Genomic DNA, 13,159 nt, shown 5'->3' with positions numbered 1-13,159 from the left:
TGTATTCCGTGGTGTATGAGGTATGCGGATGGGGGCGGCCTGACCCCTGTGGGGCGTCAGCGCCGGGAGACGGTACGGATGCAGGCGGCGGAGCTGTTCGGGCAGAACATCAAGCCGCCGGGAGTCGCACGGCGCCTGAGGGTGAGCCCGAAGTCGGCCTACCAGTGGCAGCAGATGTGGCGGGACGGTGGCGTGCAGGCTCTGGTCTCTCGTGGCTCGAGTGGATCGCGATGCCGCCTGTCCCCGCGCTGTCTGGAAAAGCTGGCTGCCTACCTCGATGAGGGGTCTGCCGCGCATGGCTGGGTGGAGGACCAGGTGTGGACGGCTGCCCGGGTGGCCACGCTGATCGGCAGGAAGTTCCACGTCTCGTACAGCGTCTCGGGTGCCACGAGGCTGATGCACCGGCTCGGCTTCAGTCCTCAGGTACCCGCGCGGCGGGTGGCCGAGCGCGATGAGCAGGCCGTGACCGTGTGGAAGGAGGCGACCTGGGCCGAGGTAAAAGAGCCCGGGCGGCGTGCGGGGGCTACGTCTGCTTCGAGGACGAGGCGGGCTTCACGCGACGACCGCCCAAAGGACGCACCTGGGGCCGGCGCGGCCGCACCCCGCAGGTGACGGTGAGCGGGCGACGCTCGGGCCGCCTGTCGGTGGCCGGACTCATCGCGATGCGGCCCGGCTCCCGCACCCGGCTGTGTCACCGCCTGCGCACCCATCCCGCGGGCAAAGGCAAACGCCGCAGCATGGGCGAACGGGACTTCATCGCGCTGATCGACGGTGTCCACCACCTCGTCAAGGCCCCGATCGTGCTGGTCTGGGACCGGCTGAACACCCACGTCTCCCACGCCATACGTGAGTTGATCGCCGAGCGTGAATGGCTGACGGTATTCCTGCTGCCCGCGTACTCGCCGGACCTGAACCCCGTCGAGTGGGTATGGGCACATGTCAAGCGCAGCCTGGCCAACCTCGCCGTCGTCGCCCTCGACCGGCTCGAAGTTCTCGTACGCAACCGGCTCAAACGCCTCCAGTACCGGCCCGACACTCTTGACGGCTTCATAGCAGGCACCGGCCTGACCTTCGACGACCCAGCGTCACCCTAATGCGCCGAAGTCAGTAGCGGTAGTTCGTTGAATCCGGTGGTGGTGTGGGTTGACGGTAGGTCGGGTTGGTCGTAGGCCGGTGGTAGGAGTCAACTGCTCTGCTGGGGGCTGAAGATGACCGCTCGCCGTCCGTGTCCGCCTGCGCCGGGGCCGTTGGAGGAGTACGCGGCCCGGTTCGACGACCTCTTCTTCAGCCTGGCCCAGCGGCGGGGGTTTCGCGAGTATCTGACCGGGCTGCTGGCGCCGCGGGAGCGGAACAAGACGATCACCTGCCTGGCAGGGGCGGAGCCGGTGGCGGGTGCGGGGATGCCGGGGGTGCAGCGGCTGCAGTTCTTCCTGTCCGAGTCACCCTGGGAGGCCGAGCTGGTCAACGACCGGCGGCTTGAGCTGCTGCGTGAGGAGCCGGCAACGGCTCCGCACGATGGCGGGGTCATCGTGATTGACGACTCCGGGGACCGCAAGGACGGCACGGCGACCGCGCACGTGGGCCGGCAGTGGCTGGGCCGGCTGGGCAAGACGGACAACGGCATCGTCACGGTGACCACGGTGTGGACCGACGGCCGCGTGTACTACCCGCTGCACGCGACTCCCTACACCCCCGCCCACCACTTCGCCCGCGGCCGGTCCGATCCGGCCTTCCGTACGAAACCGCAGCTGTCCGCAGCCCTCGCGGCCCGCGGGAAGGAGGCGGGCTTCGGCTGCCGGGCGGTGGTCGCCGACTGCGCCTACTCCGTCAGCGACGACTGGTACCTCGCACTGCGCGACGCCGGCCTGGCCTACGTGGTGGCCCTCAAGCCGCACCGCGGCACCTGGCTCCGGCAGACCAGCCACACACCCCCATCGAAGCTGCCCACGCCCTGACCTGGAAGGATGCCAAGCGTCCGGGCGACTGGACGCCCGTGGAGCGTCACTTCCGCGACGGACACACCGAGACCTGGTGGGCCGCTGATTCCCGCCTGGGCGGCTACGGACCCGACTCACCCTGCCGGCTGGTCGTGGCCACCACCGACCCGAGGAGTCTGCCGGAGAAGGCCACCTGGTACCTGGCCACCAACCTGCCCGACCCCGACGCAGCCCACGCTGCCACCAGCCCGCACCCGCCGGCCGACCTGACCGAGATCGTCCGCCTCTACGGACTGCGGCCGTGGATCGAGCAGAGCTACAAGCAGGTCAAGGACGAACTCGGCTGGGCCGACTTCCAAGTCCGTTCCGACCGCGCCATCCGCCGCCACCAGACCCTGGTCAACTGCGCCTTCTCCTTCTGCTGGAACCAGTGGTTCGCCCCACCCGGACCCCTGGATGCCACCGCACCGGACCCGTGCCCCAACCAGGGGCCAGAGAGGGGGCCCAGCCATACCCCACCAGCCCCAACAGCCTTGCTGGCCCAGGGCCTTACGGGCCATCCGTTCCTGGCTCACCCCCGCCGTCACCCTCACCCGATGGTGGCGAGCCTGGACGGACACGGACCCACCCTCCGAGCTCCAGGCCCTGATCGACGCGGTCACCACCGGACACGGCATTGACCTCTATTGCCGGATTTAACGAACTACCGGTAATGCTGAATTCCTCAAAGGAAGTACACATAGCGGCGGCGTAAGCGCCTGGTGGGTGGTGCGGGTCTGCCCCAGATCCAGGGTCGGGCGCGGGCGTTGAGCTGGTCGGTGGCGACGCTGGTCGCGTGGGTGATGTGGTCGCGGTCGCCGAAGGAGCGTCCGGCCAGGGCGGTCTTGCGGAAGATTCGCCACCAGCCTTCTTGGAGGTTGAGCCAGCGGGCGCCGACTGGGATGAAGACGTGCTTGATGCGTGGGTGGTCCTCGAGCCAGGTGCGGGTGGACACGCTGTTGTGCGAGGACAGGTTGTCCGTGATCACGTAGATGTCCCCGGCGGGGTTGGCTTCCTCGATCAATTGGAGGAACTGCTGGTAGAAGGCGCTGTTGCGGGACGTGGCGGTCATCGTGATCGATTGACCGTCGCGGACGCGTAAGCCGCCGTAAACCCAGGTTTTCTCCGGTCCGCGGGAGTAGTCGATCTCGTTTTTGATGCGGTGTCCGTCCGGCGACCAGCCCGGTGCCGGCGGGAAGGTGCGTGGGATCACCGGGCCGAGTTCGTCGGCGCAGACCACCGTCGCGCCGTCGGGCGGGCTGGTGTAGAGCTCGACGATCCGCGTCCTTTTCCCTCGAAGTCCGGATCCTTCGAGCGGGTCCACGAGCGCGTGCGCCGCCAGCGCACCCCCTCGGCCAGCAGGATTCGGCGCACCTGGGAGCGGCTGACCTCGATGCCCAGGTCCCGGGCCGCGGCGGCCAGCGCGTCCAAAGTCCACTCCGAGGGCCCTGACTCGTCCGCGGCCCACATCTCGTTCGACGGCTGCACCTCCAGCCGACCCGGCGGCGTCAGCTTGACCAGGCCGACGATCCTCGAGCGCTCGGCCTCGGTGATCCTTCGCTTGCGGCCCTGCCCGCCCAGATCCTCCAGTCCCTCCAGCCCGCAGCGGTTGAAGCGGTGCAGCCAGCGGCGCACCGTCTTCTGACTGCACCGCAGCTCGTCGGCTATCTGCGGGACCAGCCAGCCGCCCCAGCTCAGCTCCACCATGCGGCAGCGCTCCACCACGACCTTCGGCGCCCTTCTGGCCGACGCCAGGCGGTGGACCACCGCTTGCTCGTCCTCGTCACGGCCCGGCCGTGCCCTCAGCACCACTACTCAGCACCCGCCCCCGAGCACCCGCAACTGCCCCGCTACCAGCAGCTATACCCACCGAAAGCGGAATTCAGCAGTAAGCGGATGGGCCGGAGCCCCCTTTTGCGGGCGCCTGCCGCGTGCTGGTGAGCCCGCACGATCGTGGAATCCACTGAAACGGCCCAGCTCAGATCCTCGTTCGCGTCGGCCTGGGCCACCAGGGCAGAACACCCGCTCCCAGGTGCCATCGACGGCCCACATCCGCAGCCGGTTGTAGACACCTCGCCAGTTGCCATACTTCTCCGGCAGATGAACCCACTGGGTACCCGTCTGAAACTTGAAGGCGATCGCGTCGATCACCTCACGATGGTCCCGCCAGCGGCCACCCCGCTTCGGACGCTCGTTGACCTCTTGGACGATGCCGCGAAAAACGCGAGGCGAGCAGCGGGCAGGCCTCAGCTGGACGGATGGGCAGCGGAACGGCAAGGGTGACGATAATCCCCATGGGCCGTAGACGGGCGGTCCGGCGACCGGGTCGCGATGGCTGAACTCCGTGAAGCGTTCCGGGTCGTGGCTGTACCACTTGCGCAGTTCCGTGGACGGGGCAACCTGCTTGCACCACTCGTCGAGATGGGCCTTCTCCTTGGTCATTCCCCGTGGCCAGATGCGGTCGACCAGCACTCTGGTGCCGTCGGCCTGCTCCGGAGCCTCGTAGACCCTGCGGACGTGCACGGTCTTCTTGCGTGCCATGGAGGAACCTCCTGGTGAGCTGGGTACTCCGCTTCTTTCGGCATCACACGTAGTAGCGGGCGATGATCTCAAGCCGTGCCACCTCGTCCGGCCCCGGATAGGCCACCAGTACCTGCGGACCGCTGGGGTCCATGCCCTCGAGAAGGGTGAATCCCTCAGCCTTCCTTGTGTACACATGGCCGGACCGGGCTCTGAGCACGATGGCGTCCCGCTGGTTGGTGCAGCCGATCTTGGTCAGGGCGTGTTGGTGGTGTTCGGTAGCGCGGGGGCGCTGTCGGGGAGCTCGGCGGGGTAAAGCTGATCCATGCTTCCCTCGGGCAGGTAGCGGCGGGGGAAGGCGATCCATTCGTCGTGCAGTTCGAACAGGACGGCGGTGACCAGTCGCAGGAGCGCGTCGTCGTTGGGGAAGACCTGGACGACGTCGACGCGGCGCTTGACCTCGCGGTTGACCCGCTCCAGTGGATTGGTGGACTGAATCTTCTTCCAGTGGCGTTCGGGGAAGACCGCGAACGCGGTCAGGTCCTCCTTCGCTTCCAGGAGCATCGCCTTGACCTTGGGGAACTGGCCGCCGAGCATGTCGGCAACGGTGTCGAGTTGGGCACGGACCGTCTCGCCGGTGGGCTGGGCGAAGATCGTGCGGATCGTCGCGGCGACCATCTCGGCCGACTCCTTGCTGATCACGCCGAAGACATTGCGCAGGAAGTGAACACGACAACGCTGGTAGGCGGCCCCGAGCATGACCTTCCGGATGGCCTTGACCAGTCCCGAATGATGGTCGCCGATCACGAGCCGGACCCCGCTCAGGCCGCGTTCGCGCAGGGAACGCAGGAACTGGGTCCAGAACACCTCGGTCTCGCTGTCGCCGACCATCACCCCCAGCACCTCGCGGCCGCCGTCCTCGGTGATCCCGGTGGCGATCACCACGGCCCGGGACACGATCTGGTGCTCGACCCTGGCCTTGCAGTAGGTCGCGTCCAGGTACATGTACGGGAAGCGCACGTGGTCCAGAGGCCGGTTGCGGAACGCGGTCAGCTGGACGTCCAGGTCGCCGCAGATCCGGGAGACCTCGCTCTTGGAGATCCCGGTGTCCGCGCCGAGGGCCTTGACCAGGTCGTCGACCGACCGGGTGGACACGCCGTGCACGTACGCCTCCATGATGACCGCGTACAGGGCCTGGTCGATCCGGCGCCGCCGCTCCAGCAGGCTCGGGAAGAAGCTGCCCGACCGCAGCTTGGGGATGGCCAGGTCCAGGTCGCCGGCCTGGCTGGTCAGCGTCCGCTCGCGGTGGCCACTGCGGTAGGCGGTGCGGGTATCGGCGTGCTCGTTCCACTCCGCGCCGATCTTCGCACTCGCCTCGGCCTCGATCAGCTCCTGCAGCATCCGCTCGGCCACTGAGCGGACCAGTTCGAGGCCGTCCGCTGAACGTAGTGACTCAAGCAGGCGGAGTAAGTCATGCTGGGTCAGGGCCATCGTGCACCTCCCGGGCTGAACACGCCGTTTACCAGGGAGAATTGCACGGTGGCCCGTCTGATGAGCAGGGAGCGGAGCCTACGCGCGCATGCGCCCCCGGGCGCACGCCCTGACCAAGATCGGCTGCACCAACCAGCGGGACACCATCCTGAGCACGCGCTCGCAGCGCTGGAAGTCGTCGGGGCCGTCCGCCGTCCAGATCACGTACTGCGCGCCGACATGGCCCGCCGGGTGGGGCGCGTGCGGTCAGACGGCGCGCAGATACACCTGGAAACCATTGTGGCTCACGAGGAGGGCGGCAGTGGCGGTGCGTACTGTGACCTCCATGTTCAGCAGCTCCTGGTAGAAGTCCGCTGATGCGTCGTGGTCGTGGACGAACACCATGGGGGTCTCCGGCCGCGCCATGCTCCAGGCGCTGATCGACGGGCAACGTGATCCGTACATCCTGGCCGACCTCGCCAAACGCCGCATACGCAGCAAGATTCCCGAGCTGAACCAGGCGCTGACCGGCCGCTTCCGCGAGCATCACGCCTTCCTGACCCGTCTCTATCTCGATCAGTACGACCAGCTGTCCGGCGCCATCAAACAGCTGACCGTCCGGATCGAGGAGGCGATGAGCCCTTTCCGCCCGGCGCTGGACCTGCTGGACACGATTCCCGGGGTGAACCAGGCAGTGGCCGAGGTGATCCTGGCAGAGACCGGAGGTGACATGACCCGGTTCCGCTCGGCCCAACACCTGGCCTCCTGGGCCGGGTTGTGTCCGGGGCGCCATGAATCGGCGGGCCCGGGTCCGCAGCACCCGGGTCCGACCCGGCAACCCCCATCTCAACGGAGCCCTCGGAATGGCCGCGATCGGAGCGGCACGGACCAAGGGCTCCGTCCTGCAGGCACGCTACAAACGGTTGACCGCCCGCCGTGGCCCGATCAAGGCACTGGTCGCCGTCGAGCACTCGATCATCATCGCGGTCTGGCACATGCTCAGCGACAACGTGCCCTAGCACGAGCTCGGCGGCGATTACTTCACCCGGCGGGACCCCGAACGAGCCGCACGCCGAGCCGTATCCCGACTGAACGATCTCGGATACCGCGTCACCCTCGACCCGATGGAGGCCGCCGGGTGAACAGGGGGAGGGGCCCGGCGGACAGACCCGACCGGGCCGACGCCCCTGCCCGAAAGAGCCCCCACCTGCTGTTATTTACGCGTCAGAGTCAAGCTCAGGGGTGAGCTTCGCCCAGTCCATACGCGCCGTGTGCTCCGGGAGACGTGCGGTGCTTTCACGTGTTTCGTTCATTTTTATGCCAGAAACGCCACATCTCAGTGGTGTGGGCGTATGGTCAGTTTGCATGGCAGATTCCCGGACCAATTCCGCGGCTGGTCCGCCCCCTGCGTTCGGCGCCGACCTTCATCTGGAGCTGCGCGGACCCGGGCTGCGCGCAGGGCTCACGGACGCCTTGAGGGAGGCCGTGCGCACGGGGCGTCTGACGCCCGGCGTCCGGCTGCCGTCCTCCCGGTCACTGGCCGCGGATCTTGGCGTCTCCCGAACCACCGTCGTCGACGCCTACGCCGACTTGGTCGCCGAGGGCTGGCTCACCGCCCGGCAGGGGTCCGGGACCCGGGTGGCCATCCGGGTAGAGCCGCACAGGGCCGCGCCCGCCGCTCCTCGCGCGAGGCCGGACGAGCACCGTCCCAGGTATGGACTGTGGACGGGTGCACCGGACCTCGCGAACTTTCCGCGCACGCAGTGGCTCACTGCGGCCCGCCGGGCTCTGACCGCCGCGCCACACGACGCCTTCGGCTACGGTGACGCCCACGGCCGGATGGAGCTGCGCACCGCACTCGCGGACTACCTGGCGCGGGCCCGCGGGGTGTACGCCGGGCCGGAGCGGATCGTCATCTGTTCCGGTTTCCATCACGGCCTGGCGCTAATGGCGCGGGCGCTCAGGGTGCGGCAGGTGCGGGCGGTGGCCGTCGAGGCCTACGGCCTCGACCTGTATCGCGACCTGCTGAGGAATGCCGGTCTGCACACTCCGCCCCTCTACGTGGACGAACATGGCGCGCGCATCGACGGCCTCGCGCGACTGCACGGAGTGGGTGCCGTGCTGCTGACCCCGGCGCACCAGTACCCGACGGGGGTCGCGCTCTGCCCGGAGCGGCGCACGGCGGCCGTCGAGTGGGCACGCGCCACTGGTGGCCTGATCCTGGAGGACGACTATGACGGGGAGTTCCGGTACGACCGTCAGCCGGTGGGGGCCCTGCAGGGCCTCGATCCGGAGCGGGTGGTGTACTTCGGTTCAGCGAGCAAGTCCCTGGCGCCGGGGGTACGGCTCGGCTGGATAGTGCTGCCGGAGGAACTCGTCCCGGAGATCGTGACGGTCAAAGGTCACGGTGACTACATGACGAGCGCCCTGGAGCAGCTGACACTCGCGGAATTCATCGCCTCGGGTGCGTACGGCCGTCATGTGCGCTCGATGCGGCTGCGCTACCAGCGTCGCCGCGATGAGCTGGTCACTGCCCTGCGCCAGAGGGCTCCCGGCATTCGTGTGGCCGGCATGGCGGCAGGACTGCAGGCGGTCCTCGAGCTTCCGCGGGGCACCGAGAGTTCGGTGGTCCAGGCGGCCGCTCGGCAAGGGCTGGCGGTCCGGGGGTTGACGCAGTTCGGCTATGAAGTGGCGGACTATGGGTGGCAGTTTCCCGAGCGGGACGCCCTGGTGGTCAACTATGCGGCGTCCTCGGACAGTGCGTGGGCGGGCGCACTGGACGCGCTGTGCAGGGTGATGCCCTAGACGGAGTTCCGAGGCCGCATCGGGCGCGCCATTGTTTGGGCCGGGAGCGTTCCTGCGGAGTTTCGAGGTGCTGGGGCCGTCAGCCTCAATTGCCAGGCGGCCCGGCCGGAGTCGGCGCGATCTGTCGGGCGGGAAGCCGTACCGTCACGGTCCCGTCATCCGTTCCAACGGACTTCTCCAGGTAGGCGAGTGCCCCAGCGGCCGTGCCGGCGATGAAGACCAGTTCTGCAAGGGGCAACGGCAGGAACTCCTGCTCGTCCAATCGCCGGAGCTGGAGTATCAGCCCGTCGTATCCAGCAGCACCACGGGCTTGTCGTACAGTCCGTGCTTCCTCAGCTCCAGGACCTCGGTCGCTTCGTACAGCGTGCCCACGCCGCCGGGCATCACCGCTATTGCGTCGGACACGGTGAGTAACCGTGCCTTGCGTTCGGCGAGATCCCTGGCGAACGTCATTTCGTCGGTGTCCTTCCTGGCCCAATTCCGGGGATCGACCGAGATGCCGGCGAGCCGCCCTCCCGATGCCTGTACTCCGTCGGCGACGACCTTCATCAGCCCGGTATCGAACCTGGCCCCCACCAGGGGGTGGCCAGCCCTGCCGATGAGCTCCCCGAACTCGCGGGTCGGCTGGGTGTAGAGCTCGTCGAGGTCACTGGCTGAGAGGAGGACACCGATGTTCATCGGAGTGGGCGCTGGCAGCACTGACCTGATCGTATGCGCGCGTCCGCCCATGCGTGTGGACCATTGTCCGGGCGAAAGACCGGACCACTTCGCGCCGAACGGTCAGGCGAGCCCCTGGGTGCCGCCTGTTAGACCAGTTGCACCGTGAAGCCGGAGCGCCACGTCGTATGCGGGGGTCGCCACGCTCGGGAGCGGGTTACTGTCCCCGCTCCGTAGATCGCGATCTTGCTTTGTCCGCAGAATTGGTCTGGGAATCTGTCATCGAAATGGACCACACTCCGGTGCCGCTGGGTTCGTAGCGTTGCAGGCATGAGCACGAACGAAGCCCACGGAAGCCCGCCTCGCCTCACCGACACACGCGCCGTCTGGACTGGGCGAAGCTCGCTCCGGGGCTTCAGGCGATGATCCGCCTGGACACGGCACCGTGATGGTCTCCCTGTGGCTCATGGGCGCCTTCCCCGCTGGTGTGGGGCCCGCGGTCTCCTTCCCGTCGATCGGCTACGCGGCGATCCTGCCCGCGCCCTCCTGCTTTGTCGCCGAGGCTGGCAGCATGACGGTCATCATGCTGCCGGCCGGGTTTTGCATGGCTCATGGCCGCGGTGTGCGCCTGGTGCCGTACGTCATCGGGCCAGCCGTCGCGCTGGCGATCGCTTTTCTGGGGCGCCGCTCAGCGGGGGCTCGATCAACCCCGCCCGCCAGTTCGGTCCTGCCGCATTCGCCAGGCAGACCACCGAACTGCGGATCTATCTGGTCGCGCCGATCCAGGGAGCGGCCCTCGGAGCCTGGCTGCACCACCTTCTCAGCCGTCGCCAACTGACGCGTGAGGTGCGGTTGAGAGCAAGCGGGGAGCCACCGGACGGCCCGTTGGCCGCACCCCGGCCCCGACAGGCGCCCCGCCGGAGCAGGTCTGACGGGCCGACACCACCGCCGCAGCCACCGTCGGGGCAGTGTGAATGGGCTGTGGCCTGCCGTACCTGGTAGGTCGATCACTCCCTGCCCTGGACCTATCCATCCACCAGACAGCCGAGCAGCCGGGGGACCGCATTGCCGGGGGGACATAGAAGGGAAGAGTAATGGGCAGTTCTGCAGAGACAGCGGTCTCGGACGCTCAGACGGCCATCGGGACAGTGTGCCCAGCGATAGCTCTCCTCGACGTGCAGGGGACGGTGGTCGGATGGTCGCAGGCCGCTCAGCGGCTCGTGGGGTACTCGGCCGTGGAGGTGGTGGGACGGTCCGCCGGTGTCCTGTTGGTGGCCGCTGAGGACCGGGTAAAGGCTTCGCAAGCCGCACAAAAGAGCACCCTCGGGGGCCGCTGGTCCGACCTCGCGCAGGTGCGCCACCGCGACGGACGCAGCATTGACGTCCGCCTGTGCGTGTCATCGCTGTCCGGGCAGGACGGCCGGGACTGGTGGGTGGTATGCGCGACCGACAAGGCCTTGCTTCCCGCGTGGCCGGCTGAGGCCACAGTGGAGCCTCTCCTCGCTACGCTGCCGCTGCCGAGCCGCCTGCCGATCGGTGTCGTCATACGGGACACGCACCTGCGCTGCATCCGGGTGAACGACACCCAGGGCTCCAAGGACGGCATCCCCCTCCCTCAGCGGCTGGGACGCAGGCTGACGGAGGCGGCGCCCGGGACGGGGGCCGAAGCGCTGGAGGCAGTGATGCACCAGGTGCTGGAGAGCGGGGACCCGGCGATGGACGTGGACTACCAGGCCTTGCTGCCAGCGAATGTGCGGAGCAACCGCATATTGACGGCGTCCTTCTTCCGCCTCGACGACGCGCAGGGTCGCGCGCTGGGCGTGTGCAGTGTGAGCGTGGACGTCACTGACAGCCGACGGGCGCGAGAGCGTCTGGCAATCCTCGGCGAGGCCAGCAGGCGCATCGGCACCACTTTGGACGTCATGCAGACCGCGCAGGAACTGGCCGCCCTCGCCGTGCCGTTCCTCGCGGACTACACCACTGTCGACCTGGCGGAGTCCGTCCCACTCGGCAGGGAGCCCTTGACCCATCTCGGCCCGCAGGACGGGCGCATCTCCGCCTTCCGCCGCGCGGGCCTGGCCTCCATCCACCCCGGAACGCCGGAGTCCCTGTTTGCTCGCGGAGAGCCGGTCTTCGTCCCGCCCACTTCGCCCTTCACCGGTGTCCTGCGCTCCGGGAAATCCCACTTCGAGCCGATGCTGGACACATCCCTGGGCACATGGCTCGACCACCACGACCCGGCGCGGGCGGAGAAGATCCGCGAGCACACCATGCACTCGTTGATGGTCGTCCCGATCCACGCCCGAGGCGCATTGCTGGGCGTGGCGGTCTTCGTGCGGACGAAGGACCCCAGGCCGTTCGAGGAGGACGACCTGCTCTTGGCCGAGGAACTCGTCAGCTGGGCAGCGCTGGCCCTGGACAACGCCCGCCGATACGCGCGCGAACGCTCCGCGGCTCTCGCCCTGCAGCGCCTGCTGCACCCCCACCGCCCCACGGGTGGCTCCGCCGCTGATGTGGCCTGGCGCTACCTGCCGGCCGACAGCCACCACGGCATCGGGGGTGACTGGTTCGACGTGATCCCCCTTTCCGGCGCCCGCCTCGCCCTGGTCGTCGGCGACGTGGTCGGACACGGCATCAATGCGGCGGCGAAGATGGGCCAACTCCGCACCGCCATGCGGACCCTCGCGGGCATGGACATGTCTCCCGACGAAGTACTGTCCCGCCTCGACGAGCAGGTCATCCGCCTCACCGAGGCGGAAGACCCGCGGCACCCGGCCACCACCACGATGGCCGCCACGTGCCTATACGCCGTCTACGACCCGGTCACCCGCACCTGCACCATGGCACGGGCCGGCCACCCCCCGCCCGCGATCATCGACCCGTACGGCCACGTCACCTTCCCCGACCTGCCCACCGGAGCACCGCTCGGCCTCGGACTGGTCCCCTTCGAGTCCGCAACTTTGGAACTCGCCGAAGGAAGCGTGCTCGCCCTCTACACCGACGGTCTGATCGAGGCCCGCGACCAGGACATCAGCGCCGGCATGAACCGTTTGCGCGCGGCCCTCGCACGGCCCGACCTCACACTGGACGATCTGTGCTCTTCGACGGTGGACACACTGCGGGCCAAGCCGCCGAGCGACGATGTCACTCTGCTTCTCGCACGGACCCGCTCGCTGAGCGCAGACCAGGTTGCCTCTTGGCAGTTCCCCAGCGACCCCGCCGTCGTCAGCCGTGCCCGAACTCTCGCCGCCCGGCAGCTGACCCAGTGGGGACTGGAACACCTAGTCGAGTCCACAGAGCTGATCGTCAGCGAACTGCTCACCAACGCCATCATCCACAGCAACGGTGACTGTAACGGCGACTGCAACAGCGACCGCACGATCGGCCTACGCCTCATCCGGCACGAGATGCTGACCTGCGAAGTCTTCGACGCCACCCACAGCCACCCGCTTGTGCGACGCCCCCGCACCACCGACGAACACGGCCGTGGCCTCTTCCTCGTCACTCAACTGTCCCGCCGATGGGGAACCCGCGACGTCCCGGACGGCAAACTCATCTGGGCTGATCAGCAACTGCCACCCAGTGCGTGAAACCACCTACCGCCCGACTAAAGCGCTTGGAGCCAGTGACTGTGCCCTGAAAAGACCGACAACTCGTACGCACCATTTGCGTGGGCATGCATTCTTGCCGCGCTGAACCCCATCTCCTGCGAGACGGATTCCCCCTCAAGT

At 68.2% G+C, this 13,159-nt stretch carries 12 protein-coding genes and 4 pseudogenes; 9 read left to right on the top strand and 7 right to left on the bottom strand.

All coding sequences use genetic code 11. The features are described from left to right. Positions 1-15: 15 nt before the first annotated feature. The 4 genes and pseudogenes from OG747_RS47945 to OG747_RS47930 all read left to right on the top strand — a co-directional run. Positions 16-471 (top strand): annotated as a pseudogene (locus OG747_RS47945) (transposase); the annotation flags it as partial. Continuing rightward, positions 471-1,094, top strand: coding sequence for a transposase (locus tag OG747_RS47940; protein WP_331744770.1), 624 nt, complete (start codon positions 471-473; stop codon positions 1,092-1,094). The pseudogene OG747_RS47945 and the gene OG747_RS47940, both read left to right, overlap by 1 nt. Positions 1,095-1,208: 114 nt before the next feature. Next, a complete protein-coding gene (locus OG747_RS47935) occupies positions 1,209-1,955 on the top strand; it encodes a transposase (RefSeq protein ID WP_405886197.1) in 747 nt (248 codons plus the stop codon). A 38-nt stretch (positions 1,956-1,993) separates the two neighbouring features. Then, complete coding sequence (locus OG747_RS47930; RefSeq protein WP_331744774.1) at positions 1,994-2,617, top strand: hypothetical protein; 624 nt, start codon at positions 1,994-1,996, stop codon at positions 2,615-2,617. Between the two features lie 44 nt (positions 2,618-2,661). Here the strand turns inward: OG747_RS47930 and OG747_RS47925 are convergent, their stop codons facing one another. The 6 genes and pseudogenes from OG747_RS47925 to OG747_RS47900 all read right to left on the bottom strand — a co-directional run bounded on the left by OG747_RS47925 (position 2,662) and on the right by OG747_RS47900 (position 6,431). Next, the gene (locus tag OG747_RS47925; RefSeq protein WP_331745066.1) at positions 2,662-3,216 is read right to left on the bottom strand and encodes a transposase; all 555 of its coding nucleotides are present in this window, start codon (positions 3,214-3,216) and stop codon (positions 2,662-2,664) included. Further along, positions 3,186-3,788, bottom strand: a complete 603-nt coding sequence (locus tag OG747_RS47920) for a helix-turn-helix domain-containing protein (RefSeq protein WP_143604954.1) — start codon at positions 3,786-3,788, stop codon at positions 3,186-3,188. Before OG747_RS47920 ends, OG747_RS47925 begins: the two co-directional genes overlap by 31 nt. 48 nt (positions 3,789-3,836) lie before the next feature. After that, positions 3,837-4,253: a transposase gene (locus OG747_RS47915; protein ID WP_405886524.1), complete on the bottom strand. Its 417-nt coding sequence runs from the start codon at positions 4,251-4,253 to the stop codon at positions 3,837-3,839. Between the two features lie 51 nt (positions 4,254-4,304). Continuing rightward, positions 4,305-4,517, bottom strand: a pseudogene (locus OG747_RS47910) (DUF488 domain-containing protein); the annotation flags it as partial. Between the two features lie 234 nt (positions 4,518-4,751). Beyond that, positions 4,752-5,987, bottom strand: coding sequence for an IS256 family transposase (locus OG747_RS47905; RefSeq protein ID WP_331744379.1), 1,236 nt, complete (start codon positions 5,985-5,987; stop codon positions 4,752-4,754). A 246-nt stretch (positions 5,988-6,233) separates the two neighbouring features. Continuing rightward, complete coding sequence (locus OG747_RS47900; RefSeq protein ID WP_331745116.1) at positions 6,234-6,431, bottom strand: VOC family protein; 198 nt, start codon at positions 6,429-6,431, stop codon at positions 6,234-6,236. On the opposite strand from OG747_RS47900, the pseudogene OG747_RS47895 reads away from it, so the two are divergent. The 3 genes and pseudogenes from OG747_RS47895 to OG747_RS47885 form a co-directional block, all read left to right on the top strand. Beyond that, positions 6,370-6,711, top strand: a pseudogene (locus OG747_RS47895) (IS110 family transposase); the annotation flags it as partial. The gene OG747_RS47900 and the pseudogene OG747_RS47895 sit on opposite strands and share 62 nt — an antisense overlap. 118 nt (positions 6,712-6,829) lie before the next feature. Then, positions 6,830-6,985 carry a hypothetical protein gene (locus OG747_RS47890; protein WP_266639895.1) on the top strand — a complete coding sequence of 52 codons (156 nt, stop codon included), beginning with the start codon at positions 6,830-6,832 and terminating at the stop codon, positions 6,983-6,985. Between the two features lie 346 nt (positions 6,986-7,331). Further along, positions 7,332-8,771, top strand: coding sequence for a PLP-dependent aminotransferase family protein (locus OG747_RS47885; protein ID WP_331744787.1), 1,440 nt, complete (start codon positions 7,332-7,334; stop codon positions 8,769-8,771). A gap of 163 nt (positions 8,772-8,934) precedes the next feature. Here the strand turns inward: OG747_RS47885 and OG747_RS47880 are convergent. Next, positions 8,935-9,449, bottom strand: a pseudogene (locus OG747_RS47880) (LOG family protein); the annotation flags it as partial. 438 nt (positions 9,450-9,887) lie between these two features. Here OG747_RS47880 and OG747_RS47875 point away from each other — a divergent pair. Both OG747_RS47875 and OG747_RS47870 read left to right on the top strand, forming a co-directional pair. Then, the gene (locus OG747_RS47875; protein ID WP_353963613.1) at positions 9,888-10,430 is read left to right on the top strand and encodes an aquaporin; all 543 of its coding nucleotides are present in this window, start codon (positions 9,888-9,890) and stop codon (positions 10,428-10,430) included. A gap of 92 nt (positions 10,431-10,522) precedes the next feature. Beyond that, positions 10,523-13,018: a SpoIIE family protein phosphatase gene (locus tag OG747_RS47870; protein ID WP_331744792.1), complete on the top strand. Its 2,496-nt coding sequence runs from the start codon at positions 10,523-10,525 to the stop codon at positions 13,016-13,018. Positions 13,019-13,159 lie beyond the last annotated feature (141 nt).

The sequence above is a fragment of the Streptomyces sp. NBC_01384 genome (genome assembly GCF_045040035.1).
Taxonomy (GTDB): Bacteria; Actinomycetota; Actinomycetes; order Streptomycetales; family Streptomycetaceae; genus Streptomyces.
The sequence above is the reverse complement of the archived record's forward strand: the minus strand, read 5'-3'. Positions and strand labels throughout refer to the sequence as shown.

Excerpts from the sequence above, each read along its gene's own strand:
- OG747_RS47905 (WP_331744379.1), bottom strand. The coding sequence starts at position 5,987 with ATGGCCCTGACCCAGCATGACTTACTCCGCCTGCTTGAGTCACTACGT.
- OG747_RS47900 (WP_331745116.1), bottom strand. The coding sequence starts at position 6,431 with ATGTACGGATCACGTTGCCCGTCGATCAGCGCCTGGAGCATGGCGCGG.
- OG747_RS47885 (WP_331744787.1), top strand. The coding sequence starts at position 7,332 with ATGGCAGATTCCCGGACCAATTCCGCGGCTGGTCCGCCCCCTGCGTTC.
- OG747_RS47870 (WP_331744792.1), top strand. The coding sequence starts at position 10,523 with ATGGGCAGTTCTGCAGAGACAGCGGTCTCGGACGCTCAGACGGCCATC.
- OG747_RS47935 (WP_405886197.1), top strand. The coding sequence starts at position 1,209 with ATGACCGCTCGCCGTCCGTGTCCGCCTGCGCCGGGGCCGTTGGAGGAG.
- OG747_RS47890 (WP_266639895.1), top strand. The coding sequence starts at position 6,830 with ATGGCCGCGATCGGAGCGGCACGGACCAAGGGCTCCGTCCTGCAGGCA.